General features: G+C 70.6%; 15 protein-coding genes and 4 pseudogenes. 4 read left to right on the top strand and 15 right to left on the bottom strand.

Annotation, left to right across the window (positions count from 1 at the left end; all coding sequences use genetic code 11):
* Position 1 precedes the first annotated feature (1 nt).
* The 12 genes and pseudogenes from ACIP8W_RS04830 to ACIP8W_RS04775 form a co-directional block, all read right to left on the bottom strand.
* Entirely contained in the window at positions 2-850 is an 849-nt protein-coding gene (locus tag ACIP8W_RS04830; protein ID WP_402149478.1) for a TatD family hydrolase, read from the bottom strand.
* A complete protein-coding gene (locus tag ACIP8W_RS04825) occupies positions 850-1602 on the bottom strand; it encodes an EboA domain-containing protein (protein WP_402202043.1) in 753 nt (250 codons plus the stop codon). The genes ACIP8W_RS04830 and ACIP8W_RS04825 overlap by 1 nt, the downstream gene beginning before the upstream one ends.
* A gap of 107 nt (positions 1603-1709) precedes the next feature.
* Positions 1710-2544: pseudogene (locus tag ACIP8W_RS04820) on the bottom strand (sugar phosphate isomerase/epimerase family protein); the annotation flags it as partial.
* Complete coding sequence (locus tag ACIP8W_RS04815) at positions 2541-3503, bottom strand: SCO3242 family prenyltransferase (RefSeq protein WP_402201943.1); 963 nt, start codon at positions 3501-3503, stop codon at positions 2541-2543. The pseudogene ACIP8W_RS04820 and the gene ACIP8W_RS04815, both read right to left, overlap by 4 nt.
* Entirely contained in the window at positions 3500-4651 is a 1152-nt protein-coding gene (locus ACIP8W_RS04810) for an inositol-3-phosphate synthase (protein WP_402201941.1), read from the bottom strand. Before ACIP8W_RS04810 ends, ACIP8W_RS04815 begins: the two co-directional genes overlap by 4 nt.
* Before the next feature lie 90 nt (positions 4652-4741).
* Complete coding sequence (locus tag ACIP8W_RS04805) at positions 4742-8365, bottom strand: ThuA domain-containing protein (RefSeq protein WP_402202041.1); 3624 nt, start codon at positions 8363-8365, stop codon at positions 4742-4744.
* 354 nt (positions 8366-8719) lie between these two features.
* Positions 8720-9724: a sugar phosphate isomerase/epimerase family protein gene (locus ACIP8W_RS04800; protein ID WP_402149666.1), complete on the bottom strand. Its 1005-nt coding sequence runs from the start codon at positions 9722-9724 to the stop codon at positions 8720-8722.
* An 11-nt stretch (positions 9725-9735) separates the two neighbouring features.
* The gene (locus ACIP8W_RS04795) at positions 9736-10893 is read right to left on the bottom strand and encodes a Gfo/Idh/MocA family protein (protein ID WP_402202039.1); all 1158 of its coding nucleotides are present in this window, start codon (positions 10891-10893) and stop codon (positions 9736-9738) included.
* 119 nt (positions 10894-11012) lie between these two features.
* The gene (locus tag ACIP8W_RS04790; protein ID WP_401953024.1) at positions 11013-12050 is read right to left on the bottom strand and encodes a substrate-binding domain-containing protein; all 1038 of its coding nucleotides are present in this window, start codon (positions 12048-12050) and stop codon (positions 11013-11015) included.
* Positions 12051-12114: 64 nt separating this feature from the next.
* Entirely contained in the window at positions 12115-13191 is a 1077-nt protein-coding gene (locus ACIP8W_RS04785) for an ABC transporter permease (protein WP_402201939.1), read from the bottom strand.
* Complete coding sequence (locus tag ACIP8W_RS04780; RefSeq protein ID WP_402149661.1) at positions 13188-14723, bottom strand: sugar ABC transporter ATP-binding protein; 1536 nt, start codon at positions 14721-14723, stop codon at positions 13188-13190. The genes ACIP8W_RS04785 and ACIP8W_RS04780 overlap by 4 nt, the downstream gene beginning before the upstream one ends.
* A 354-nt stretch (positions 14724-15077) precedes the next feature.
* Positions 15078-16259 (bottom strand): ROK family protein, encoded by a 1182-nt coding sequence (locus ACIP8W_RS04775; RefSeq protein ID WP_401953016.1) that lies wholly within the window; start codon positions 16257-16259, stop codon positions 15078-15080.
* A 256-nt stretch (positions 16260-16515) separates the two neighbouring features.
* Between ACIP8W_RS04775 and ACIP8W_RS04770 the strand changes: the two genes are divergently transcribed.
* Entirely contained in the window at positions 16516-17694 is a 1179-nt protein-coding gene (locus ACIP8W_RS04770) for an LLM class flavin-dependent oxidoreductase (protein ID WP_402201937.1), read from the top strand.
* A 176-nt stretch (positions 17695-17870) separates the two neighbouring features.
* Here ACIP8W_RS04770 and ACIP8W_RS04765 read toward each other — a convergent pair whose 3' ends face one another.
* The 3 genes and pseudogenes from ACIP8W_RS04765 to ACIP8W_RS04755 all read right to left on the bottom strand — a co-directional run.
* Positions 17871-18548 carry a GntR family transcriptional regulator gene (locus tag ACIP8W_RS04765; RefSeq protein WP_401953011.1) on the bottom strand — a complete coding sequence of 226 codons (678 nt, stop codon included), beginning with the start codon at positions 18546-18548 and terminating at the stop codon, positions 17871-17873.
* A 96-nt stretch (positions 18549-18644) separates the two neighbouring features.
* A complete protein-coding gene (locus ACIP8W_RS04760; protein ID WP_401953009.1) occupies positions 18645-19592 on the bottom strand; it encodes a beta-ketoacyl-ACP synthase III in 948 nt (315 codons plus the stop codon).
* Between the two features lie 222 nt (positions 19593-19814).
* Positions 19815-20300, bottom strand: a pseudogene (locus ACIP8W_RS04755) (MFS transporter); the annotation flags it as partial.
* A 53-nt stretch (positions 20301-20353) separates the two neighbouring features.
* Here ACIP8W_RS04755 and ACIP8W_RS04750 point away from each other — a divergent pair.
* The 3 genes and pseudogenes from ACIP8W_RS04750 to fdhD form a co-directional block, all read left to right on the top strand.
* A pseudogene (locus ACIP8W_RS04750) lies at positions 20354-20461 on the top strand (oxidoreductase); the annotation flags it as partial.
* Between the two features lie 207 nt (positions 20462-20668).
* Positions 20669-20851: pseudogene (locus ACIP8W_RS04745) on the top strand (Fe-S-binding domain-containing protein); the annotation flags it as partial.
* A 51-nt stretch (positions 20852-20902) separates the two neighbouring features.
* Complete coding sequence (gene fdhD, locus ACIP8W_RS04740) at positions 20903-21742, top strand: formate dehydrogenase accessory sulfurtransferase FdhD (RefSeq protein ID WP_402149658.1); 840 nt, start codon at positions 20903-20905, stop codon at positions 21740-21742.
* The last annotated feature ends 280 nt before the right edge of the window (positions 21743-22022 follow it).

The raw sequence follows: 22022 nt of genomic DNA, 5'->3' as shown, positions 1-22022 counted from the left end.
TTCACTCCCCTCCGCGAAGAATGGAGTTGCCCTCGTGCAGGGGCTCGGGGGCGGGGACATCGAGCTGGAGTCTGCCGCTGAGCCCGTAGAAGGCGACCGGATTGCGCCACAGGACCCGGTCGACGTCGTCCTCCGTGAAGCCCGCGGCGAGCATCGCGTCCGCGACCCTGCGGGTCTTGAGCGGGTCGCTGTCCCCCCAGTCCGCCGCCGAGTTGACGAGGACCCGCTCCGTACCATGATCCTTGAGTACGGCGACCATCCGCTCCTCGTCCATCTTGGTGTCCGGATAAATGGAGAAGCCGAGCCAACTGCCGCTGTCGGCTGCCTCCTTGACCGTCGTCTCGTTGAGATGGTCCAGCAGGACCCGGTCCGGGGCGAGGACGGACTCGCGGACAACGGCGATGGTGCGGCGCAGACCTGCCTGCTTGTCCCGGTGGGGGGTGTGGACGAGCGCGGGCAGCCCGTGTTCGGCGGCCAGCTGGAGCTGTGCGGCCAGGGCGGTGTCCTCGGCCGGGGTCATCGAGTCGTAGCCGATCTCGCCGACGGCGACGACACCGTCCTTGACGAGATAGCGGCCCAGCTCGTCCAGGACCGGGACACAGCGCGGGTCGTTCGCCTCCTTGGGGTTCAGGGCGAGCGCGCAGTGGTGGGCGATGCCGTGCTGGGCCGCGCGGAACGGCTCCCAGCCGAGGAGCGCGTCGAAGTAGTCGAAGAAGCTGGCGGGAGAGGTGCGGGGCTGGCCCAGCCAGAAGGACGGCTCGACCAGGGCGCGTACCCCGGAGGCGTACATCGCACGGTAGTCGTCGGTCGTGCGGGAGGTCATATGGATATGGGGATCGAAGATACGCATCAGGACTCCTCGCCGGTCAGATGGATCACACGGTGCAGATCGGCCGGTACGGAACGGCCCGCGGCGGTCCGCTCGGCCGCGAAGTCGGCGAGCATCCTGGCCAGTTCGGCGTCCCCCCGGGCGCGTCGTTCCAGGCCGCCGACCGCGTCGGTGGGCACCCCCGTGAAGAGACACTTGAGGACGGCGTGCCGCCAGGCGTGGGCGCCGAGATGGGCGGCGGCGTACGGGCCTAGGGCGGCAGCGACCAGGCGGGTGTCGTTGGTCCGCAGCGCGTCCTCCACCAGCGGCAGCGCCTCGGGGCCCGGGACGCACCGCTCCAGTGCGAGCAGTACGGCGCGCCGCTCGGCCGCGGTGCCCCGCTGGTACAGCCGGGTGAGCGTGGTGAGGCCCGCGCCGGCCTCCCGGAGGAGCAGGACGCGTACGGAGTCGGCGTGGCCGGGTCCGCAGTGGCGGCCCGCGGCGGCGAACCGCAGCTCCCAGGGCTCGGAGGTGTCACCGGGCGCGGGCCTGGCCGCCGCCGCCTCGGCGAGGGCCGTGTGGAGCCAGACGCCGGCGTCCGCGTCCAGCAGGGGCAGGAGGTTCGCAGGGCTCGGGATGTGCGCACGGTTCGGGATGTGCGCACGGTTCGGGATGTGCGCACGGTTCGGGATGTGCGCACGGTTCGGCGCCGGGGGTACGGCCACCGAGGGCGCGGGCGTCGGGGGTACGGGGTCTGGTGCGGGCTTCGGGTCCGGTGCCGGGGGCTGTGTCATGCCCGTCGCCCTCGCCGTGCCCGTCGCCCCCGCCGTGCCCGTCGCCCTCGGGGCGCCCGTCGCCTCCGTCGCCTCCGTCGCGCCCGTCGCCTCCGTCGCGCCCGTCGCCTCCGTCGCGCGGAGGAAGTCGATGGCTCTGCGGGCCTGTTCGGGGCCTGCGTGCGAGTGGCGGGGCAGCTCGACGACGGTCAGCCCCTGGTAGCCGATGGCGGCCAGCGCGTCGAGGACGGGCGGGAAGTCGATCTCGCCGTCCCCGAACGGAAGGTGCTCATGGACCCCGCGCCGCATGTCCTCGATCTGTACATGCCGCAGCCAGGGCGCGGCGTCCCGTACGCAGTCGGCGGGCGACACCGGTTCCAGACACTGGCAGTGGCCGATGTCGAGGGTGAGCCCGAGCGGACCGGGGTCACCGAGCCGTTGTCCGAGCCGGTGGAATCCGGCGAGGTCGGAGACGAGATGGCCGGGTTCCGGCTCGACGGCGAGGGGGATACCGGCGGCGTCCGCCGCGTCGAGCACCGGGCCCAGCGCCTGTTCGAGCCGCTTCCACGCGGTGTCGGGGTCCGTGCCCTCCGGGGTGATCCCGCTGAAGCAGTGCACGGCGTGCGCCCCCAGGTCCGCGGCGACCCGCACGGCCGTGACCAGCAGCCCGGTGCGGGCGGCGCGTCCCTCGGGGTCCGGGTCCAGCAGGGAGGGGCCGTGTTTGCGGCGCGGGTCGAGCACATAGCGGGCGCCGGTCTCGACGGTGACGTCGAGCCCCAGCTCCGCCAGCCGCCGGGCGGCCCGCCCGGTGCGGGCGGCCAGATCCGGGGCCATCGGATCGAGGTGCATATGGTCGAGGGTCAGTCCGACGCCGTCGTACCCGAGATCGGCGAGCAGGGCGAGCGCGTCGTCGAGCCGCAGGTCGGCGAGGCCATTGGTGCCGTATCCGAAACGCAGACTCATGTGGGGCTCACTCTCCGTGCGAGTGCGCGGGCCGGTGGCAGCAGCGCCATGACGCCGAGCGCGATCCCCGGCGCGCCGCCGCGCGCGGCCAGCGCGGCCTGGAGCGGGATCGTCGCCCGGATACCGCCGCCGACCGCGCGCTGGGTCAGTGGCGGGGACGGGTTGAGCGCGGCGTGCAGGAGCGGCCGTCCGACGGTGGCCGCGTAGAGCGCGGCGCACACCCCGGCGAGCACGGGCCCGGTCCGTGAGCCGTCGGCGGCGCGGCGGCAGCGGCCCGCCAGCGCGCCCAGGGTCATGGTGGCCGCGAGGGCGGCGAGCGGCGCGGCGGTCGAGCCGCCCTCGGCCTCGCGGCGCGAGACGGTGGTGACGGCGGTGGTGTGCGCCCCGAGCAGCACGGCGGAGGGCAGCGCGACCCGGGGGAACCGTTCCCGTACGGACCGCGCCGTGGTGCCCGTACCCGTACCGGGCGCGCGCTCCGGAGCCGTGCCCGCCGCGGTCGCCGTCGCGCCCAGCAGCAGGTCCAGCGCCCTTGTCGCGCCCATCGCGACCGGGCCCGCCACGGTGTGTTTCAGCCCCAGGTCGTACGCCCACACCGTCGTGGCCAGGGCCGCGCCCACCGCCAGCGTCGGGCGGCCCGCGAGGGCTGCGAGGGCAAGGCCCGCACCGGTCAGTGTGCCGGCCGCGGCGAGGGCGGCGGCGGGGCGGATCCGGCCCGAGGGAAGGGGGCGGTGGGGCCGGTCGCGGGCGTCCTCCTCGCGGTCCGCCCAGTCGTTGAGGGCCATGCCCGCCTCGTACAGGCAGAGCGAGGCGCCGAGGGCGAGGGCGGTGGACCGGTGGGGGCGTACGGAGACGGCGGCGGCGCCCGCCAGCGCGTCACCGGGGACCGTGAACAGCGCGGACACCCGCAGCAGTTCGGCCCAGGCGGCGAGGGTGGGGCGCAGGTCGGCGCGCGGGCTCATCCGCTCTCCGCCAGTCTGCCGGCGAAGGCGAGGAGCGCGGCGTACTGTTCGGCGAGAGCGGCCGGGCCGCCGTCCGGATCCTTGAAGTAGAAGCCCAGTTGGGGTAATGCTCCACTCAGTCCCGTCTCGTGCGCGCGAGCGGTCAGCCGGGCCAGGTCGAGGACCAGTGGGGCGGCGAGCGCCGAGTCACAGCCCTGCCAGATGGTCTGGAGGATCATCCGCGAGCCGAGGAAGCCGTCGAAGGCGATGTGGTCCCAGGCGGTCTTCCAGTCGCCGAGCGCCGGGACGTCGTCGATGTGGACCTCGCCCTCGGGCGCCGTCCCCAGGATGTCGGTGAGTACGCGCTCCTTGCCCGCGTTCTTGGCCGCCGCGGCCGCCGGGTCGGCCAGCGCCGCGCCGTCCCCGCCGCCCAGCAGGTTCGTGCCGGACCAGGCCCTTACGGCCAGGGTCCGTTGGACGAACATCGGGGCGAGTACGGAGCGCAGCAGTGTCTGGCCCGTCTTGCCGTCGCGGCCCGCGTGGGGCAGTCCGGCGGCCTCGGCGGCGGCCATGAGGGAGGCGGTGCGCAGCCCGGTGGAGGGAGTGAAGTCGACGTACGGGCAGCGGGCCCGGACAGCCGCCGCCGCGTAGAGCGAACTGGCTCGCATGCGAGGGGCGTTGGGGCCCGGGTCGGGTTCCGTGGAGGAGACGTTGACGACGACGGTCCGGGCGGCTCCGGTACGGCGGGTGAAGTCGACGAGGTCGGCGGCGAAGGATCCGATCAGTTCCTCGTCGCTCCTGGCTTCGCCGGGCTGCGGTCCGCCCGCCCGTATCTCCCGTTCCGCCGCGTCCAGTTCGGTGTGGATCGCGGAGGGAAGTCCGTGCGGCAGCACGCCTGCGGCGGTCAGCGCCTCCGCGCGTTTGGGCAGGGGGCAACTCGTCGTGTCGTGTCCGCCGAAGACCAGCGAGGAGAGGGCGGGAAGGCCCGATTCCGCGAAGGGCGGGCTCTCGGTGACCATGCCGGTCGGGGGATGGAGTCCTGCGGCGACCGCCGCGCATCCCGCGACGGCCGTGGTGGCGACGGAGCCGCGTGCTCCGACGAACCAGACTCCGGTGCGTGCTGCGGTCGTTCCCGTGCGGTGTGCCGTTCCGGCACCGGACGTCGTCATGTGCTGCCTCCCTGCGGGTGGTTACGGGTGGGGACGGCGGGCGGGGAGTACGGTGTCCCCCGCCCGTCATCGGTTGGCGGGCCGCCCGGTTCAGGAAGGCGGCAGCTCCTTGAGCTGGATGTCGCGGAAGGCCACTCTGTCGTCGGCTCCGTGGTTCTGGAGGCCGATATGGCCGTTCTTCAGGCTGCGCGCGGGGTCGGTGTTGGTGAAGTCGTTGATCTTCACGCCGTTGAGGAAGACCTGGAGGCGTTCGCCCCTGACCTTGATCTCGTAGCTGTTCCACTGGCCGGGTGGCCGCAGGACCCGGTCCCTGGCCTTGAGGTCCGCCGACTTGAAGCCGTAGATCGCGCCCGTGGTGCGGTCGGGGGTGTCGGTGGCGTCGATCTGCACCTCATAGCCGTTGTCCACCGCGGACCAGGGGTCGTCGGAGGGCGGAAAGCCCACGAAGACACCGGAGTTGTCGTCCCCGGTCAGTTTCCAGTCGAGTTTCAGGGAGTACGAGGCGAACTCCCCGGCCTGGTACCAGAGCAGCCCCATGCCGCCCTCGGAGCGCAACTCCCCTTCCACGACAGTGAATTTGCCGGGTCCCGCCTGCTTCCAGCCTTCCAGGGTCTTTCCGTTGAAGAGCGGTCGGTAATCGGTCCTCGGCTCGCAGTCGGCCTTCATCTGGCCCGCCGCGTACCGCAGTCCGCCGAGCAGATGGGTGCGGAAGGCGGGTTCGGCGTACGACTCCTTGGTGTGACCGCCCCCGGTGTAGAAGGACCGGCCACCCTCGTACGTCCGGCACCAGGCGATCGGGTGATCGCCCTTCATCGTGCCGCCCTGGTAGGTGGTTTCGTCGAGGGTGGCGAGGATCCTGGCCCGATCGCGCGGGTTGGTGCGGTAGTTGTACCACTCGTCGGTGCGCTGCCACTCGTCGTCCAGATGGGCGGTGGCCGGGTGGCCCTTGTCCTCGACGCGTACGGTGGCGGACTGGTTCGCCGGATGGCTGGCGAAGTACGCGCCCACCAGACCGCCGTAGAACGGCCAGTCGTACTCGGTGTCGGCGGCGGCGTGCACGCCCAGGTAGCCGCCGCCGGTCGCGATGAAGTTCTCGAACGCCCTTTGCTGGTCGGCGTCGAGGACATCGCCCGTGGTGGAGAGGAAGACCACCGCGTCGTACCGGGCCAGATTGCTGGTGGTGAACTGGGCCGCGGTCTCGGTGGAATCGACGGTGATGCCCGTGGTCCGCCCCAGCTCCTTCAGCGCGGCGATGCCCTCGGGGATGGAGTCGTGCCGGTATCCGGCGGTCCTGGAGAAGACCAGTACCCGCTTCTCGGTCCTGCCCGGGACGGCCGTGGAGATCGTGAAGTCGTCCACGTCGTAGAGCGCGCCCGCGCCGCCCTTGAAGACCAGGAACAGTTCGGTGGTCTTCTTCGGTACGGAGCGCAGGGGCACATCGATGTCCTGGAAGATCTCCCAGCCGCCGGTCACCGGAACCGGCGCGGAACCGAGCAGTGTGCCGTTGGCCGAGCCCGTCCGCACCTCCAGGAACCCGCCGGCGCCACCGGAGGAGATCCGGGCGGTGAGCGTCTTCGAGCCGGCCAGGTGGTACGGCTTGAAGGAGATCCAGTCGCCGTTGTCGATGTCGCCGACGGTCCTGCCGCCGTTGGCCCCGGTCTTTTCGATGACACTGACACCCGAGGAGCCGTTGAAGTGCTCGGCCTGCCGGTGTCTGGGCTGGAGCTGCGCCTGGGCGTGGCTGGTGAGCGGGGCCTGACCGCCGCCTCCGCCGTCGGTGTACTCGGCGTCGATCACACCGAAGATATTGGCGTTGGGGTCGTGTTCCGCGTCGGCGGGCGCGGTGATCGTACCCTCGCAGCCGTTGGCGGAGGTGATCGGATGGCCGTGGTGGTCGTGGCCGAGGATATAGCGGACGACGACCTTGGAGCAGTCGATCGTGCCGTCCTCCGGGTCGGTGACCCGCACCGCGAAGGGCAGCTTGTCACCGAAGTTGAACAGGGTTCCATCAGTGGGCAGTTGGAGCGTCACCGTGGGGGCGGTGTTGCCGACGACCACCCGTACGGACGCCGTGGCGGTCCGCTCGGTGGGGTCGGTGACGGTGAGCCGGGCGGTGTAGGTGCCGTTCTTCCGGTACCGGTACGTGGGGTCGGTCCGGGTGGACGTACCGCCGTCGCCGAAGTCCCACGCGTAGGTGAGAGTGTCGCCGTCCGGGTCCGAGGTGCCGGCCGAGGAGAAGCTGACCTTCAGCGGCGCGGTGCCGGACGTTCTGTCGGCGGTGGCCACCGCGATCGGGGACTTGCCGCCGGTGGAGTTCTCGATGCGGTAGAGCGCGGAGTGTTCGTCACCGCCGAACCACGACAGACCGTAGTCGAGTACGTAGAGCGCGCCGTCCGGGCCGAACTCCATGTCCATGACCTGGGTACCGGTCCACGGGAACGGGTTGATGGAGCCGGCCGTACCGTCGCCGTCCTGCTCGATGCGCTTGATCCACTGGCGGCCGAACTCACCCGCGAAGAAGTCCCCGTCGTACGCCTCCGGGAATTTCACCGGGGAGTCCAGCGCCTCGTCGTAACGGTAGACGGGACCCGCCATCGGGGACTCCGAGCCATTGCCGAACTCCGGTACGCTGCCGCCGTCGTAGTCGATCCAGGCGGGCTGCGCGGGCGGCAGGTCGGTCAGTCCGGTGTTGTGCGGCGAGGTGTTCTTCGGCGCGGCGCAGTCGAAGGCGTCGCCGGAGAGCCCGGTCGCGAAGTCGTAGTCCACGAACGGCTCGTTCCTGCCCACGCAGTACGGCCAGCCGAAGTTGCCCGCCTCGGTGACCCGGGCGAACTCCACCATCCCGCCGGGCCCCCGGGTCGGGGAGGCGGCACCCGCGTCGGGGCCGTAATCCCCCACGTACACCACACCGGTCCGCTGGTCGACGGAGATCCGGAAGGGGTTGCGGAAACCCATCGCGTAGATCTCGGGCCGAGTCTTCGCGGTGCCGGGGGCGAAGAGATTGCCGTCCGGAATGGTGTACGAACCGTCGTCGGCGACCTTGATCCGCAGCACCTTGCCCCGGAGGTCATTGGTGTTGGCGGCGCTGCGCTGTGCGTCGAACACCGGGTTACGGTCCGGCCGTTCGTCGATCGGTGTGTAGCCGTCCGAGGCGAACGGGTTGGTGTCGTCACCCGTCGACAGATACAGATTGCCGTCCGCGTCGAAGGCGATGTCACCACCGACATGGCAGCAGATGCCCCGTGAGGCGGCGACGTCGAGAACCTTCTTCTCGCTCGCCGGGTCGAGTGTGCCGTCCGCCTTCAGCGTGAAGCGCGACAGCCGGTTGTATCCGTCGTACGGTGCGAAGTCCGCGGGCGTCCCGCTCTCGGGGGCCTCACCGGCCGGGGTGTCGAGCCTGGGAGCGTAGAAGAGATAGATGGCCCGGTTCTCGGCGAAGCCGGGATCCACCCCGACCCCTTGGAGCCCCTCCTCGTCGTGGCTGTAGACGTCCAGCTTGCCGACGACCGTGGTGTCGCCGCCCGCGTCGGTGATACGGAGTGTGCCGTCGCGCGAGGTGTGCAGCACCCGCCGGTCCGGCAGGACCGCGAGTGACATCGGCTCGCCCACCTCGTCGGCGCCCTTCGCCAGCGTCACCTGCTGAAAGCTCTCCGCCGCGACCGGCGGAGCGGGGTCGGCGGCGCCCGCGGGCAGGGCGCCGATGCTCGATCCCACGAGCAGGGCGCCCGTCAGGAGCGCGAGGAGGGATCTGGCTCTGGAACGTTTTCCGTGCACGAAAGCCTCCTACTGCTTTTTTGAGGGCTCGGTTCGCCTCCGGGGCGCTCTTGCCGCTGTCGACGGTCGACCCTGCTCGGTTCGCCCGCCGGGCAAGAGTGGGCACCCGGCACACTCGCCGTCCGGAAGTGAGCGTCCCGGCTCACTCGCCGTCCCAGGTGGCCGTCCCGGGCCTCGGCATGCTCACCGGCCCCCGGGGCGGCACCAGGTCACACTGCCCGGATGGGCGCCCCGGCACACTCTCACTGTGCGGGGCGTCCGAACTCGCTCGTCGTACGATCCGAGGGCTCCGGGTCAGTCACCGCCGCCGAAGGCCGCGTCGAAGGAGGCCGACGGGGGCTCGAAGTCGAAGCGTTTGAGGCCCGCGAGGGCCTCCGGGGCGCCGGTCAGGCGGTCCATACCGGCGTCCTCCCACTCGACCGAGACGGGGCCCTCGTACGCGATCGACCGGAGCATCCGGAAGACGTCCTCCCACGGCACATCTCCGTGACCTGCCGAGACGAAGTCCCAGCCGCGCCGGGGATCGCCCCAGGGCAGATGCGAACCGAGCCGGCCGTTGCGGCCGTCGAGGCGTTTGCGGGCCTCCTTGCAGTCGACGTGGTAGATCCGGTCCCGGAAGTCGTAGAGGAAACCCACCGGGTCGAGGTCCTGCCAGACGAAGTGGCTCGGGTCGAAGTTCAGCCCGAACGCGGGCCGGTGGCCGACCGCCTCCAGTGCGCGGTGGGTGGTCCAGTAGTCGTACGCGATCTCGCTCGGGTGGACCTCGTGGGCGAAGCGCACCCCCTCGGCGTCGAAGACGTCCAGGATCGGGTTCCAGCGCTCCGCGAAGTCCTCGTACCCCCGGTCGATCATGCCGGGCGGCACCGGGGGGAACATCGCGACCAGATGCCAGATCGACGAGCCGGTGAAGCCGACGACGGTGTTCACACCGAAGGCGGCGGCGGCCCGTGCGGTGTCCTTGATCTCGGCGGCGGCGCGCTGTCGGACACCCTCGGGCTCGCCGTCGCCCCAGATCCTGGCGGGCAGGATGCCCTGGTGCCGTTCGTCGATGGGGTTGTCGCAGACCGCCTGGCCCACCAAGTGGTTGGAGATCGCCCAGCACTTGAGCCCGTACTTGTCGAGCAGCTGATGACGGCCCGCCAGATATCCGGGATCGGCGAGCGCCTTGTCGACCTCGAAGTGATCTCCCCAGCAGGCGAGTTCCAGACCGTCGTAGCCGAAGTCACGGGCGAGTCTGCACACTTCCTCCAGGGGAAGGTCGGCCCACTGGCCGGTGAAGAGTGTGAACGGACGTGGCATGCGGTCCTCCGCTACGCGTGATGTACGGACAGGGACGTTACGGGCGTGTACGCGGCGTTCTTCTCCGCGCTCTCCTCCACCGCCGCGAGCACCCGCTGCACCTGGAGCCCGTCCGCGAAGGACGGCACCGGGGCGGTGCCGGTGACGATCGCCTCCACCAGGTCACGGACCTGGTGGACGAAGGTGTGTTCGTAGCCGAGCGCGTGACCCGGCGGCCACCACGCCTCCAGATAGGGATGCTCCGGTTCCGTGACCAGGATCCGGCGGAAGCCCGCCGAGACCGCGGGTTCGGTGTGGTCGTGGAACGAGAGTTCGTTGAGGCGCTCCAGATCGAAGGCGAGCGAACCGCGCTCCCCGTTGATCTCCAGACGCAGCGCGTTCTTGCGCCCCGAGGCCATCCGGGTCGCCTCGAAGCCGGCCAGCGCGCCCGAGGCGAGCCGCCCGGTGAACACCACCGCGTCGTCCACGGTGACCTCGCCGAACTCGGTGCCCGACGCCCCCGCCGGCGTACCGCTGACGACCGGCCGTTGCCGTACGAAGGTCTCGGTGAGCGCCGAGACCCCGGCCAGCGGCTCGCCCGTCAGGAACTGTGCCAGGTCGACGATGTGCGCCCCCAGATCGCCCAGCGCCCCCGACCCGGCGCGTTCGCGCTTGAGCCGCCAGGTCAGCGGGGCCGCCGGATCGGCCAGCCAGTCCTGGAGATAGGCGATCCGGACATGGCGCAGGGGGCCGAGCCTGCCGTCCGCGATGAGCTTTCGTGCGTACGAAATAGCGGGCACCCTGCGGTAGTTGAAGCCCACCATGGCCAACTGGCCACGGGCAGCGGCGGCTTCGGCGGCCCTGGCCATGACCTCGGCCTCGGCCACCGAATTGGCGAGCGGCTTCTCGCACAGGACGTGCTTGCCCGCCTCCAGCGCGGCGACCGCGATCTCCGCATGGCTGTCCCCGGGCGTGCAGATGTCGACCACCTGCACATCGTCACGCGCGATGAGCGCCCGCCAGTCCGTCTCGGCGGCCGCCCAGCCGTGCCGGTCCGCAGCCGCCCGTACCGCGGTCCCGTCCCGACCGCAGATCGCGGCGAGTACGGGCCTGGCCGGCAGGTCGAAGACGTGTCCCGCGGTGCGCCACCCCTGCGAGTGGGCGGCGCCCATGAACGCGTATCCGACCATGCCGATGCCGAGTGCCGGTGGCGGGCCGACTTCTTTCGCCGGCGCTTCCGTGGGACTGAGGGTCATACGGAGTACTCCTCGTCGTGTCGCTCGGTGGGGGCGGCCAGGCACGGGGCCTGTCAGCTGAAACCGGTGGGCAGGTACTGGTCGACGTTGTCCTTGTCCACCACTGCCGAGTAGAGCGTGACGGAGGCCGGGATCTCCAGCTCCGACATGCCGTTGATGCCCTTCGCGTTGCCCAGCGCGCGGGCCAGGTCGATGGCGGAGGCGGCCATCGTCGGCGGATACAGGACGGTGGCCTTGAGCACACCGTTGTCGGCCTTGATGGCGTCCATCGCGGACTTCGCCCCGGCGCCGCCGACCATCAGGAAGCTGTCGCGGCCCGCCTGCTGGATGGCGCGCAGCGCGCCCACGCCCTGGTCGTCGTCGTGGTTCCACAGGGCGTCGAAGGACGGCTGCGCCTGGAGCAGTTGGGCCATCTTGGCCTGGCCGGACTCGACGGTGAAGTCGGCGGCCTGGCGGGCGACCTTCTTGATGTTCGGGTAGTTCTTCAGGGCGTCGTCGAAGCCCTGGGTGCGCTGCTGGGTCAGCTCCAGGCTGTCGACGCCCGCCAGTTCGATGACCTTGGCGTTGGCCTTGCCCTTGAGCTTCTCGCCGATGTAGTTCCCGGCGCTGACGCCCATGCCGTAGTTGTCGCCACCGATATAGGCGCGGTACGCCTGCGGGTTGGAGAAGATCCGGTCCAGGTTGATGACCGGGATTCCGGCGCGCATGGCCTTCAGCCCGACCTGGGTGAGGGCCTTGCCGTCGGCCGGCAGGATCACCAGGACGTCGACCTTCTTGTTGATGAGCGTCTCGACCTGGCCGATCTGCGCGGCGATGTCGTTGGAGCCCTCGGTGATGTCCAGTGTCACCTCCGGGTATCTCTCCGCTCTGGCCTTGGCCTGTACGTTGATGGCGTTGAGCCAGCCGTGGTCGGCCTGGGGCCCGGCGAAGCCGATGGTGAGGGCCTTGCCAGGGGTCTCGGAGGCGGCGGGAGCGTTGTCGGCCGAATTCGCCTGCGCCTTGGGCTCGTTGCTGGTGCAGGCGGTGAGGAGAGCACCTGCGGAGAGGGCGGCGGTGCCGAACAGGATTCCTCTGCGGCTGGTTTCTGTCATGGTGGTTCAACCCTTCGCATAGGGCGGTACAACGGGGTGACGGGGTGCGGGGCCGGAGCGGAAGTCAGACCTCGCCGTTGCGTGCGGTGCGGCGCTGGACCAGTACGGCGGCGACGATGATGGCGCCCTTGGCGATCTGCTGGACGTCGCTCTGCAGATTGTTGAGAGCGAAGATGTTGGTGATGGTCGTGAAGACGAGCACACCCAGTACGGAGCCGACGATCGTGCCGCGCCCGCCGCTGAGCAGGGTGCCGCCGATGATCGCGGCCGCGATGGCGTCCAGCTCGTACAGGTTTCCGTTGGTGTTCTGTCCCGAGCCGGCCAGGATGACCAGCAGGAAGGCGGCGATGCCGCAGCAGAGCCCGGAGAACAGATAGAGGTACAGCCGCTGTCTGCGGACATCGATACCGGCGAGCCTGGCGGCCTCCGGGTTGCCGCCGACGGCGACGGTGCGCCGGCCGAAGGTCGTACGGTTGAGGATCAGCCAGCCGACGACGGTGACGGCCGCGAAGACCAGCACCAGCGGCGGGATCCCCAGGACGTACGAGTCCGGGACGCCGAGGTCGAGCACCGAGGTCACGGTGACGATCTGGGTCTTGCCATCGGTGATCATCAGCGCGAGGCCCCGGGCGGAGGCAAGCATCGCGAGGGTCGCGATGAACGGCACCATCCCGCCGTACGCGATCAGCACACCGTTCACCAGACCGCAGGCGAGACCCACCACGACGGCCGTGAACAGGATCCCGGCGAACCCGAACTCCTGGGTGGCCAGTGTGGTGGCCCAGACCGAGGCCAGGGCCACGATCGCGCCCACCGACAGATCGATGCCACCGCTGGTGATCACGAAGGTCATGCCCACCGTGACCACACCGATGACCGATGCCTGGGTGAGGACGAGCTGGAGGTTGTTGGTGTCCAGGAACTGGTCCGGCTTGGTGATCCCACCGACGACGATCAGCGCGGCGAGCACACCCAGCAGCGAGAGGTTACGGACATCGAGCCGCATCCCGAACGATCGCCGATCTCCTTGCCCCGGAGGCTTTTTGACGGGCTCTGCGGATAGGGCGGGCGGTGCGGCCGGACCGGGCGCGGCCACGGCGTCGGGCCCGCCCTGCCGTTCTTCGGAGGCTGGCGGTTTCATGGCGTCGGGCTCCCTTCCATCACGAGATCGAGGACTCGGTGCTCGTCGAGCTCCCGGGCGGGCGCCCGGTGGACGACCCGCCCCTCGCGCAGGACCAGCACACGGTCGGCGAGGCCCAGCACTTCGGGGACCTCGCTGGAGACGAGCAGGACGGCGAGCCCCTCGTCGGCCAGGCGCCGGATCACGGCGTACAGCTCGGCGCGGGCACCCACATCGACACCGCGCGTCGGTTCGTCGAGCAGCAGCACCCGGCAGCCGCGCAGCAGCCAGCGGGCGAGGACCGCTTTCTGCTGGTTGCCGCCGGAGAGGGTGCGGATACGGGCGTCCGGGTTGTCCGGGCGCAGGGAGAGTTCCCTGGTGGCGGCGCGGGCGGCGGCGCGTTCGGCCGCGTGGTCGAGCCAGCCGGCCTGGGAGAAGCGGGACAGCGACGACACCGACACATTGCGGGTGACGGATTCGAGCATCAACAGGCCCTGGGCCTTGCGTTCCTCGGGCGCGAGACCGAGTCCGGCGCGGACAGCGGCGCCCACACTGCCGGGCCGCAGTGGTGTTCCGTCGACGAGGACCCGGCCCGCGGTGGGTCTGCGCGCCCCGTAGATCGTCTCCAGGATCTCGGAGCGGCCGGATCCGACGAGCCCCGCGAGACCGACGATCTCGCCCGGCCGCAGTTCGAGGTCGACCGGCGCGAACTCCCCTTTCCTGGCGAGCCCTTCGACCCGCAGTACGGGCTCGGCGCGCGGGTCGCCGGGGGCGGGTCCGGCGGGGCGCCCGGGGAAGACGTACTCGACATCGCGGCCGGTCATCAGTGCCACGACCTCGCTGGTCGGGGTCTGTTTCGCGGGCAGTGCGACGGCCACGGTCCGCCCGTCCTTGATGACGGTGACCCGGTCGCCGATGCGCCGGATCTCCTCCAGCCGGTGGGAGATGTAGATGACCGCCACACCGTCGGCGGTGAGGGTGGCGACCACCCGGAAGAGGTTGTCGACCTCGTCGGGGTCGAGGGCCGCGGACGGCTCGTCCATCACGATGAGGCGTACGTCGTGGGAGAGCGCGCGGGCCATGGAGACGATCTGCTGCTGGGCGGCGGAGAGCGTGCCCACCGCCCGGGTGGCCTGGATCTCGGGGTGGCCGAGGCGGGCCAGCAGCGCTGTGGCCGCGGTGCGGGCCGCCCGGCTCCTGACCACGAATCCGGCGGTGGTGGGTTCATGGCCGAGGAAGATGTTCTCGGCCACCGACAACCCCTCGACCAGGTCGAGTTCCTGGTAGATGGTCGCGATACCGAGCCGCATGGCGGCGATGGGCGACTTCAGTGTGACCTCTTCGCCGCGCCAGCTGATCACACCGCCGTCCGGCTGGTGCGCTCCGGCGAGCACCTTGATGAGGGTGGACTTCCCGGCGCCGTTCTGGCCGAGCAGACAGTGGACCTCCCCTGCCCTGACCTCCAGGTCCACACCGTCGAGGGCGCGGACACCGGGGAAGGTCTTGACGATGCCGTCCATGGTGAGCAGCGGGGTTTCTGGTGATGGTGCCATGACGTATCCCCTCGGCGGGTGCGGCCGGTGAGCGAGCAGGGCGGTGCCGGGCAGCGCTGTGCCGGGGCAGGACCCGGTACGGCGCGGGCTGGTGGGCGCGTACGGAAACAGGAAGTGACGCGGCTGGTGCGGCTCGTACGCAGTGCGGATGCGCGTGACGTGTGAGGGCGGCTCGTGCTTCGGGCGGCTCGTACGTGGTGCGGCTTACTCGTACATGGTGCGGCTCGTACGTGGTGCGGCTGCGCGTGTGACGTGAGGGCGGCTCGTACGGGTGCGGCTCGTGCTGCGTGCGGTGTCGCGTTACTGCCGGTGGTACGGGTGGTGCCAGTGGTACGGGTGGTACGCCCCGGCCGCTCAGGCCGGGGAGAACAGGTGGTCGCTGATGAGCCGGGCCGCGCCGGTGACCCCGGCGGTCGGGCCCAGTTCGCCCAGGACGATGGGGAGATTGCCGGTGGCCAGCGGCAGCGACTGGCGGTAGACCTGAGTGCGGACGCTGGCGAGCAGTGTGGGGCCGAGGCCGGTCACCCCACCGCCGATCACCACCAGCCCGGGGTTGAAGAAGCTGACGAGTCCGGCGATGACCTGGCCGACCCGGTTCCCGCCCTCGCGGATCAGCCCGAGCGCGGTGGGATCCCCCGCCGCGGCGGCCGCGGCGACATCCACCGCGGTGAGCCGGCCCCCGGCCCCCAGCCGTGCGGCCAGTTCGGGCGAGCGGCCGGTGCGGGCGGCGTCCTCGGCGTCGCGGGCGAGCGCGGCGCCGCTGAAGTACGCCTCCAGACAGCCCTTGTTGCCGCAGGCGCAGGACCGGCCGTCCGACTCGACCTGGATATGGCCGATGTCCCCGGCGCTGCCGGTCGTCCCCCGGTACACCTCGCCGCCGACGACGATGCCGCAGCCGATGCCCGTACCGATCTTGACGCAGAGGAAGTCGGCCACGGAGCGGGCGACACCCGCGTGCTGCTCGCCCATCGCCATCAGGTTCACATCGTTGTCGACCATGACCGGGCAGCCCAGCTCCTGACTGAGCGCCTCCCGGACGGGGAAGCCGTCCCAGCCCGGCATGATCGGCGGGGCGACCGGGACGCCCTCGGGGAAGCGGACCGGACCCGGCACTCCGATGCCCGCGCCGTCGAACTCCTCGGCCAGTCCTGACAACTTGAGCTTGGCCACCAGCGCGAGCACCTGCTCGAAGACGGCGACCGGGCCTTCCCGTACGTCCATCGGATGGTTGAGATGTCCCAGCACCTCCAGCTCCGCGTTGGTGACGGCCACATCGATGGAGGTGGCGCCGATGTCCACACCGAGGAAGCGCATGGCGGGCGCGAGCCGGATGTTGTGGGAGCGCCGGCCGCCGCGCGAAGCGGCGAGTCCGTCGGCGACCACGAGTCCGGTCTCCAGCAGCCGGTCCATCTCGACGGCGAGCTTGGAGCGGGAGAGGTCCACCTGATCGCCCAGCTGGGCGCGGGAGCTGGGGCCGCCGTCGCGCAACAGCCGCAGCAGTCGCGCCTGGTGGGCGTTTGCGGGTCGTGCGGTCATACGCCTCACTCGCCCCTCCCCGCCTCTCGGCCGCGCCTACCGGGCTTTCGAGGGGAACGTAGCAGTGCTTGCCCGCAGGGGGAAGAAGTTGCGCAGGAATCCGTGTCAACTTTATCCACAGCAAGGACAAAGTGGAGATGGCGTGGAGCATCGTCGCGGAATCCACCGAAAGCTCTATGAACAAGGATGATTCAGTGAACAGCGCCCGAATAACACGCGCATTGCGCCATCCCCCACGAGAGGTACCACACAGCTCATGAAGCTCGATATGTTCACAGAGATCCAGGACCCCCGCCCCTGGGAGGAGGGGCACGAGCACCTGCGCATCACCCAGGCGATGGAACAGGCGCGGCTGGCCGACGAGTTGGGTTACGGCTGCTGGTGGCAGGTCGAGCACCACGGCGCGGAGGAGTTCAGCCTGTCCTCCGCCCCCGAGATCATGCTCGCCGCCCTCTCCCAGACGACCAGCCGTATGCGTCTCGGCCATGCCGCGGTGCTGGCGCCCGGCCGGCTGAACCACCCGATCCGGATCGCCGAGCGCGCCGCGATGCTGGACCATCTCAGCGGCGGCCGGGTGGAGTTGGGGCTGACCCGCTCCACCCCTCCGGAGTGGCGGCTGTTCGGTGTCGACCCCGCCGAGGTACGGGAGCAGACCGCCGAGGCGTTCCGGATGATCCCTCGGATGTGGACGGACGAGCGCTTCTCCTGGCACAGCCCGCACTACGACATCACCGATGTCCCCGTACTGCCCAAGCCCTACCAGAACCCGCACCCGCCGCTGTGGCAGGCCGCTTCGAGCCCGTCCTCCTTCGAGCAGGCGGGCCGCAACGGGGTGGGGGTGCTGGGCACGACGGTGTGGACGGCGATGGATGAGGTGCGGCGGTCGATCGACCTCTACCGCGCGGCGGTCCGCGCCTGCGAGAGCCCGGCGGGCACCCTCGTCAACGACCAGGTCGCCTTCTTCACCTTCGTACACTGCGCCGACACCGACGAGGAGGCCATCCGCAACGGCGCGGCCTCGGCCGCCGCCTGGTACACCGCCAAGGCGCTCACCTTCTTCGAGGCGCAGGAAGGGTTCCTGGAGTCGGCCCGGCACCAGGAGAAGCTGCTGGCCCAGCCGGACGGCGGCGGGCTCGCCGGGGCCTATCTGCGGGCGGAGGCCGCCGCCGGGACCGCTCCCAGCGATGCCCAGCTGGTCATCGGCCGGATACTCGGTGGCGAGGAGGTGCCCGCGGACGAGATCTACGAAGCGCTCAACTCGCAGCACTCGCTGATCATCGGAAGCCCGGAGACCTGCCGCGAGAAGCTCCGCGCCTACGCCGATCTCGGGGTGGACCGGCTGATGTGCTTCCAGCAGGTCGGCGGCCTCCCCCATGACCAGGTCATGAAGAGCATCCGGCTGATCGGCGGTCTGATCGAGGAATTCGACGTGTGAGTGTGCCGCATGACGTGCGCCTGCGGATACGTGAGGTGTGTGACGTGTGACGTACGCCTACGGGTGCGCGACATGTGACGTGTGACCGCGAGGATCCCGGCCGTCCCGTTTCGTACGGGACGGCCGGGCGAAAACACCGGAGCACACCTGCGCCGACCGCACGGCCGGTCGTGCGGTCAGCCGCGTTCGCGCTGGTGATAGGTGGTGCGGGTGTGTTCCGTGTGCGCCCTCATGATCTCGGTGGCGCGCCCCTCGTCGCGCGCGGCGACGGCGGCGATCAGCTCCCGGTGCTCGATCCAGGAGCGCTTGCCGCGCTGCCGCGCGACCGGGGTGTAGTACCAGCGGACCCTGCGGCCCACCTGCGCGGCCAGCTCGGCCAGTACGACATTGCCCGCCAGCTCCATGACCTTCGCGTGGAAGGCCGCGTTGAGGACGACCGTCAGATCCACGTCGTCGTCGGCCACCGCCCGCTCGCCCCGGTCGCACAGCTCCTCCAGCGCGGCGATACCCGCCGCGCCGGAGTTCGCCGCGGCCAGCCGGGCGGCCTCCGCCTCCAGCAGCGTACGGACCGACAGCAGTTGGTCCGCCTCGTCCTCGGTGGGTTCGTGGACGAACGCCCCCTGGGCGGGGCGGAGATCGACCCAGCCCTCGGTGTTGAGCCGCTGGAGAGCCTCGCGCACCGGCTGCCGCGACACCCCCAGATGGCCCGCCAGCTCACTCTCGACCAGATGCTGGCCCGGCTGGAGCGCCCGGGTCGTTATCAGTTCGAGCAGTGCCTCGTACACACGCTCACGCAGTGGACCCGGTCGTTCGAGCTTGGGCACAGATCCCTGTGCCAATTTCGCGGACAGCATCGTGGTCCCCCTCCTGGCCGGTGGCGACGATGACAAATTGGCTATCGTCTACAGTCTACCGAGATCCCCGGAGGATCATGGCGGGGTGGCCGGGAATCACGGGCAGCGGATGACCTGCCCGGCGTACGAGAGGTTTCCTCCGAAGCCGAAGAGCAGCACCGGAGCACCCGACGGGATCTCCCCCCGGTCCACGAGCTTGGACAGCGCCATCGGGATCGACGCGGCGGACGTATTGCCGGAATCCACCACATCGCGGGCGATCACCGCGTTGACCGCGCCGATCTTCTGGGCGAGGGGCTCGATGATCCGCAGATTGGCCTGGTGCAGCACGACCCCGCCCAGCTCCTCGGGGGTGATCCCGGACCGCTCGCAGACCTTGCGGGCGAGGGGCGGCAACTGGGTGGTGGCCCAGCGGTAGACCGACTGGCCCTCCTGGGCGAAGACGGGGGGCGTGCCCTCGATCCGTACCGCGTGGCCCATCTCGGGCACCGAGCCCCAGAGCACCGGACCGATGCCCGGCTCCTCGTCGTCCCCGGTCGCCACGACGACCGCCGCGCCCGCGCCGTCACCGAGCAGCACACAGGTGGTGCGGTCCGTCCAGTCGGCGATGGCGGCCATCTTGTCGGCGCCGATGACCAGGACCCGGGAGGCCGAGCCCGCCCGTACCGCGTGGTCGGCCGTGGCCAGGGCGTGGGTGAAGCCCGCGCAGACCACGTTGAGGTCCATCACGGCGGGCGAGCCCATGGAGAGCCTGGCCGCGACCCGCGCGGCCGTGTTCGGCGACCGGTCGATGGCGGTGGAGGTCGCCACCAGGACCATGTCGATGTCCGCCGGGGTGAGGCCGGCGGACGCGAGGGCCTTGGCGCCCGCGTGCGCGGCCAGCTCGTCCACCGGTTCGTCCGGACCCGCCACATGCCGGGTCTTGATACCGACCCGGCTGCTGATCCATTCGTCGTTGGTGTCGACGATGGCCGCCAGATCGTGGTTGGTGAGCACCTTGGCGGGCTGATAGTGCCCGAGCGCGGCGATACGAGTGCCGGTCATGCCCGGACCCCCTCTGTTGTCGACGTCAGGAATTCTCCAGTCTCGTCAGCGACTCACCGGTACGGGTGCAGGTGAACCAACAGGATTCACCCGCGCCATTTGGAGACTCCACATCATCGGGTGAACAGCTGGGCTGCTTTCAGGACGAGCTCATACACACCGTACGCGAGCGGGATGCCCACCCAAAGCCAGGCGAAGGCGATCAGACCGGCACGACGGGGCTCAGGCGGCGCTTCGCCGGTCGCTGCTGACCTGGTCATCGGCTGTCTCCTTCGGGTTCGGTACGTGATGACGGGCGGATACGGGCCTGACCGGTTCATTGGTGACAAAGCCGACGACCAGCAGCCCGATCATGATGGTGAACGAAAGACCGTACAGCCCCGCGCCGCTCTTCCCCGCCGCTTCCCGACTGTCCGCGACCTTGTTGACGATGAGCGGGCCGAGCACTCCGGCGGTCGACCAGGCGGTGAGCAGCCGGCCGTGGATCGCGCCGACCCGGTAGGTGCCGAAGAGATCCTTGAGGTACGCGGGGATGGTGGCGAAGCCGCCTCCGTAGCAGGAGAGGATCACCAGCGCGCAGATGACGAACAGCGGCTTGGAGGGGTCGCCGAACCACGCGATCAGCGGATACATCACGGCGCCGACCCCGAGATAGACGCGGTGGATGTTCTTGCGGCCGATCAGGTCCGAGGTGGAGGACCAGCCGATCGGAAGATGCCGAACGGAACGTGTGGGCGGCGCGGTCAGCGCCGCCCACACGCGGCGCGGTCAGCGCCGCGCTGCCGCCCGAGCGTGCGATCGGGTGCGTGGTCCGCGCCGCTACGGAACTGACGGAACCCGGCGCCGTACGGCACCTCGAAGGCACCCGAGCCGCTGCCGACGCCGCGCGCGGTGGGCGCGATCCCGGACCTGCCGGCCCGGGGCCCGGCTGACTGAACTCGCCTCTGGTGTACGGGACTTGATGAATCCCGTACGCCCGGGGGCTTCCGCTCCGCACCCGTCTACAGAATGCTGTATGCATGCCACTGCGTCGAGGAGAACGCATCGTGAAGCGCATGGAGAAGCGGGCCACCCGGAACGAACCCGCCCGGACCGGGACCACCACGATCTGCGCGTACTACGGCGTCGGCCGCAACCTCACCCTGCGCGTACAGGACAATGAGGTCGTGAAGGCCACCTCCCCGCACGACAACCCGGTGGCCCACGGCAACCTCTGCATCAAGTGCCGCTTCGGGTTCCAGCACGTACAACAGCACTAGGCCCAGCTCCCCGGACCGGGCCCCTCGACTCGACAAGTAGGACTGATCACCATGGGACGGGTCACCGAGCGCCGCCGCACCATCCGCATCCGGGACGGGGTCGTCACCACCCGCCCCGACACCCTGGTGGCCGAGGAACCGCTGGAAATCCGGCTCAACGGCAAACCCCTCGCCATCACCATGCGCACCCCCGGCGACGACTTCGCACTCGCCGCGGGCTTCCTCGTCAGCGAAGGCGTCCTCGCCACCGCCGCCGACCTGCGGTCCATCGTGTACTGCGCGGGCGCCCGGGCCGACGGCACCAACACCTACAACGTCGTCGACGTACAACTCGCCCCCGGCGTCCCCGTCCCCGACATCACCCTTGAGCGCAACGTCTACACCACCTCCTCCTGCGGCCTCTGCGGAAAAGCCAGCCTCGACGCCGTACGCACCGCCACCCGCCACCCGATCGCCGACACTCCCCCGGTCCGGGTCGACCCCGCGCTGCTCGCCGCCCTCCCCGACCGGCTCCGGGCCGCACAACAGGTCTTCGACCGGACCGGCGGCCTCCACGCCGCCGCGCTGTTCACCGAGGACGGCGACATGCTGGACATCCGCGAGGACGTCGGCCGCCACAACGCCGTCGACAAACTCGTCGGCCGGGCCCTCCAGCAGGACCTGCTCCCCCTCTCCCGCGCCCTCCTGCTCGTCTCCGGCCGCGCCTCCTTCGAACTCGCCCAGAAAGCCGTCATGGCCGGCATCCCCGTCCTCGCCGCCGTCTCCGCACCCTCCTCACTCGCCGTGGACCTCGCCGCCGAAACCGGACTGACCCTCGTCGGCTTCCTGCGCGGCACCTCCATGAACGTGTACGCGGGCGACCAGCGCATCGCCCTGCCCACCGGGGTATGACGCTCCCCCGCTGCACGGGATCAGGGCCCGGCCGGCGGGAAGCGCCCCCTGCGCCGGCTGGGCCCCTTCTCTGGGGGGCTCGGTTCGCCTCCGGGGCGTCTCGGCCGGCGCCGACGGTCGACCGTGCTCGGTTTCCTCGTACCTCGGAAACCTCCGCCCACCCGGCGGAGCCGCATATCGAGCACGGCCTCCCTTTGAGAGCGACGCGCCCCTTCGGCTCGCTCGCCGGGCGAGGGCGGACACCGGAGATACGGACCCAGATGGTCACCGGCCGGGGGTG

The organism is Streptomyces sp. NPDC088554, from assembly GCF_044752945.1.
GTDB lineage: Bacteria > Actinomycetota > Actinomycetes > Streptomycetales > Streptomycetaceae > Streptomyces.
Note: the sequence above shows the minus strand (reverse complement) of the source record. Positions and strands in the feature narration are given on the sequence as shown.

Bases quoted from the DNA above. Each gene is read 5' to 3' on its own strand.
- ACIP8W_RS04765 (WP_401953011.1), bottom strand. From the start codon at position 18,548: ATGCTGTCCGCGAAATTGGCACAGGGATCTGTGCCCAAGCTCGAACGA.
- ACIP8W_RS04760 (WP_401953009.1), bottom strand. From the start codon at position 19,592: ATGACCGGCACTCGTATCGCCGCGCTCGGGCACTATCAGCCCGCCAAG.
- ACIP8W_RS04810 (WP_402201941.1), bottom strand. From the start codon at position 4,651: ATGACGACGTCCGGTGCCGGAACGGCACACCGCACGGGAACGACCGCA.
- ACIP8W_RS04780 (WP_402149661.1), bottom strand. From the start codon at position 14,723: ATGGCACCATCACCAGAAACCCCGCTGCTCACCATGGACGGCATCGTC.
- fdhD (WP_402149658.1), top strand. From the start codon at position 20,903: ATGGGACGGGTCACCGAGCGCCGCCGCACCATCCGCATCCGGGACGGG.
- ACIP8W_RS04815 (WP_402201943.1), bottom strand. From the start codon at position 3,503: ATGAGCCCGCGCGCCGACCTGCGCCCCACCCTCGCCGCCTGGGCCGAA.
- ACIP8W_RS04790 (WP_401953024.1), bottom strand. From the start codon at position 12,050: ATGACAGAAACCAGCCGCAGAGGAATCCTGTTCGGCACCGCCGCCCTC.
- ACIP8W_RS04800 (WP_402149666.1), bottom strand. From the start codon at position 9,724: ATGCCACGTCCGTTCACACTCTTCACCGGCCAGTGGGCCGACCTTCCC.
- ACIP8W_RS04830 (WP_402149478.1), bottom strand. From the start codon at position 850: ATGCGTATCTTCGATCCCCATATCCATATGACCTCCCGCACGACCGAC.
- ACIP8W_RS04770 (WP_402201937.1), top strand. From the start codon at position 16,516: ATGAAGCTCGATATGTTCACAGAGATCCAGGACCCCCGCCCCTGGGAG.
- ACIP8W_RS04785 (WP_402201939.1), bottom strand. From the start codon at position 13,191: ATGAAACCGCCAGCCTCCGAAGAACGGCAGGGCGGGCCCGACGCCGTG.
- ACIP8W_RS04775 (WP_401953016.1), bottom strand. From the start codon at position 16,259: ATGACCGCACGACCCGCAAACGCCCACCAGGCGCGACTGCTGCGGCTG.
- ACIP8W_RS04795 (WP_402202039.1), bottom strand. From the start codon at position 10,893: ATGGTCGGATACGCGTTCATGGGCGCCGCCCACTCGCAGGGGTGGCGC.
- ACIP8W_RS04825 (WP_402202043.1), bottom strand. From the start codon at position 1,602: ATGACACAGCCCCCGGCACCGGACCCGAAGCCCGCACCAGACCCCGTA.